General features: G+C 76.7%; 2 protein-coding genes. Both read right to left on the reverse strand.

Features of this window, described 5'->3' with window-relative positions:
* Positions 1-37 precede the first annotated feature (37 nt).
* Positions 38-802 (reverse strand): 2-dehydro-3-deoxy-D-gluconate 5-dehydrogenase KduD, encoded by a 765-nt coding sequence (gene kduD / locus MHY85_RS20925; protein ID WP_239200378.1) that lies wholly within the window; start codon positions 800-802, stop codon positions 38-40.
* Positions 799-1,724 (reverse strand): fumarylacetoacetate hydrolase family protein (locus MHY85_RS20930; protein WP_255733817.1); only part of this gene is annotated, 926 nt, incomplete at its 5' end. The genes MHY85_RS20930 and kduD, both read right to left, overlap by 4 nt.

A 1,724-nucleotide genomic window follows, 5' to 3' on the forward strand; every position in this document is an offset into this window, starting at 1 on the left:
GTGCGGGGACGCGTGCGGGGCCGGGTGCGGGGCCGGGTCAGCGGACGAGCCAGCCGCCGTCGACGGGCAGCACGGCGCCGTTGACGTAGTCCGAGGCGGCGGACGCGAGGAACACGAAGGCGCCCTGCAGGTCCGCCGGGGTGCCCCAGCGCTCCGCGGGGATGCGGTCGAGGATCGAGCGCTCGCGGACCTCGTCGGCGCGGAGGGCGGCGGTGTTGTCGGTGGCCATGTAGCCGGGGGCGATCGCGTTGGCGTTGACGCCGTGCCGCGCGAGCTCGTTGGCCAGCGCCTTCGTGACGCCCGCGACCGCGTGCTTGGACGCCGTGTAGCCGGGGACCAGGACGCCGCCCTGGAACGCCAGCATCGAGGCGATGTTGATGATCTTCCCGCTCCCCTGGTCGGCGAAGCGCCGCGCGGCGGACCGGGAGAGGTGGAACACGGCGTCCAGGTTGATGGCGAGCACGTCGTCCCAGTCGGCTGCCGCGTGCTCCAGCAGCGGCGCCCGGCGGATGATGCCGGCGTTGTTCACCAGCACGTCCACGCGGCCGAGCCCGTCCACGACGGCCTGCACGTCGGCGTCCATCTCCTCGGGGGTGGCGTGGATCAGGTCGCGCTCGAGCACGAGGCACCGCCGGCCGAGCGCGCGCACGGCCTCGGCGGTCCCGGTGCCGGCGACGTGGTCCAGGAGGGCGACGTCCGCGCCGGCCTCGGCGAGCGCGAGGGCGGCGCCCCGGCCGAGGCCGCGCGCGGCGCCGGTGACGAGGGCGACCTTCCCGTCCAGGCGGAAGGAGTCGAGGATCACTGCGGGCCTCCAGGGGTGTCGGCCGACGGCTCGGGGCCGTCGACGAACGTGGTGGTGAGCGAGCCGAGGCCGGTGACGGAGATGGTCACGGCGTCGCCGTGCCGCAGCGGCGCGTGCGCGGCGGCGGCCTCGGGGAGCTTCGCGGGGGTGCCGGTGGCGATGACGTCGCCGGGCTCGAGGGTCAGCACCTGGCTGAGGTGGTGGATCAGGAACGCGGGGGAGAACACCAGGGCGTCGGTGCTCGACCGGACGGTGACGACGCCGTCGCGCTGGACGGTGAGCTCGCGCCCGGTGACCGGCAGGGCCTCGTCCGCGGTGACGACCGCGGGGCCGAGCTGGCCGAAGCCGTCGACGCACTTGCCGAGGGTCCACTGCGAGGTGCGGTGCTGCCAGTCCCGGGCGGAGACGTCGTCGAACAGGGTGAGGCCGCCGACGTGGTCCTCGGCCTCGGCCAGCGGGACCCGGTGGGCGCGGCGCCCGACGACGACGGCGATCTCGCCCTCGTAGTCGGCGTGCCGCACGGCCGGCGGCAGCACCACCGGGTCGTGCGGGCCGCACAGGGTGTTGGGGGTCTTGACGAAGACGTCCGGGACCGCCGGCACGTCGTCCGGCGCGCGGTCCCGGCCGAGGTGCCCGGCGTAGCTGTGGCCGAGGCAGAGGATCTTCCCGGGCCGCACGGGCGGCGCCAGCCGGACCGCGGCCGCGTCGGGCAGGCCCGCGGGGTCGGCCGCGTCCACGGCCGCCTGCGCGGCGGCGTGCAGCACGGGGTCGCGCAGCACGTCCACGACGCCGCGGCCGGGCAGCACGGGGGCGAGGTCGAGCAGCCGGTCGCCGCCGGGGCCGGCGAGGAGCACGCCGGGGCGGACGGCGTCGCCGGCGTGGTGGCTCACGAGGCGCACGGAGGTCTCCCTGGGGTCGGAGG

The organism is Cellulomonas sp. ACRRI (genome assembly GCF_022346185.1).
Taxonomy (GTDB): Bacteria; Actinomycetota; Actinomycetes; order Actinomycetales; family Cellulomonadaceae; genus Cellulomonas.